The sequence below is a fragment of the Vibrio sp. 1978 genome (assembly GCF_033344345.1).
On the sequence record NZ_JAWPOP010000162.1, the window covers coordinates 1 to 1,034 of the forward strand.

Consider the following 1,034-nt stretch of genomic DNA (forward strand, 5'->3'; position numbering starts at 1 on the left):
TTGATGTGCCTAACAGGCGGTCTAGGGCAAAATCTTCACAGCGTTTATGTGTACGGAAGTGTTGCGCGAAAAACGGCAATAGCAGGAAAGTCCAACCTGGATTTAGTTGTGGTGACAAAGTCGATGTTTGAGAACAACCGAGCGACGCTGCTCAATACTATAAAGTGGCGAGCTCAGCAAAATCACCCGCAAGTCAAGGGAGTGGCGATAAGAACGGCACTTGTTAGCGAAGTTGCCAATCTTGATAGCATTTTTACTTGGGGCTTTATGCTCAAGCACTGCTGTGTTTGTGTGCATGGCGATGACTTGGCTGATTGTTTTGGCGACTATGTGCCGAGTTGGGAAATTGCTAAGCACTGGAATATGGATGTTGAAGAATGGCTAGCGGTGTATCGAGCTAAGATTGTTCAGGCGACAAGCCTTGGGGAGCAAGTTCGTGCGCAGGTAGTCATCGCTAAAAAGTTATTAAGAGCTTCTTACTCTTTGGTGATGTATCGCGATAAGCGCTGGTTTGATGATCCAATAGAATGTGGTGAAGTGTTTTTGCAATATCATCCCGAGAAAAAACTGGAGATTGACCGCCTCTGCATATTGTTATCTGGAAGGCCAATTCCCAAGCGTTCGGTCATTGGCCTAATTGATGCTTTCGGTGGCTGGCTCGTGAAGCAGTACCAAAAGACTGAGTTTCGTATTGGTTAGAACAGTCCCATCTGTGGTGCTGAGAGGGTTTCAAAGTCTGTGCCGATAAATGGCAGAATCGCATCTGCAACAGGCTTTAGCTGTTTGTCGATGTAGTGCTGGTAGTCGATAGGACTGTTACGGTATTCATGAGGCTCAGGGCCATTTAGGGTAATCAAATACTCTATGCGCCCACGATTTTGATACTGTAAAGGTCGGCCAAGCTTGGCATTAATGTCGTCGGCTAAACGTGCTGCACGCACTTGAGGTGGAATGTTTTTTTGGTACTCATGCAGCTTTCGGCGTAGTCGCTTTTGATAAACCAATTGGTCATCAAACTCCCCCTTATTGGTTTT

At 46.2% G+C, this 1,034-nt stretch carries 1 protein-coding gene and 1 pseudogene; one reads left to right on the plus strand and one right to left on the minus strand.

Annotation, left to right across the window (positions count from 1 at the left end; all coding sequences use genetic code 11):
* Window positions 1-699: nucleotidyltransferase domain-containing protein (locus tag R8N49_RS25205; RefSeq protein WP_412034906.1), on the plus strand; the 699-nt coding region annotated here is incomplete at its 5' end.
* Here the strand turns inward: R8N49_RS25205 and R8N49_RS25210 are convergent.
* Window positions 696-1,034 (minus strand): annotated as a pseudogene (locus R8N49_RS25210) (DNA polymerase II); the annotation flags it as partial. The gene R8N49_RS25205 and the pseudogene R8N49_RS25210 overlap by 4 nt on opposite strands.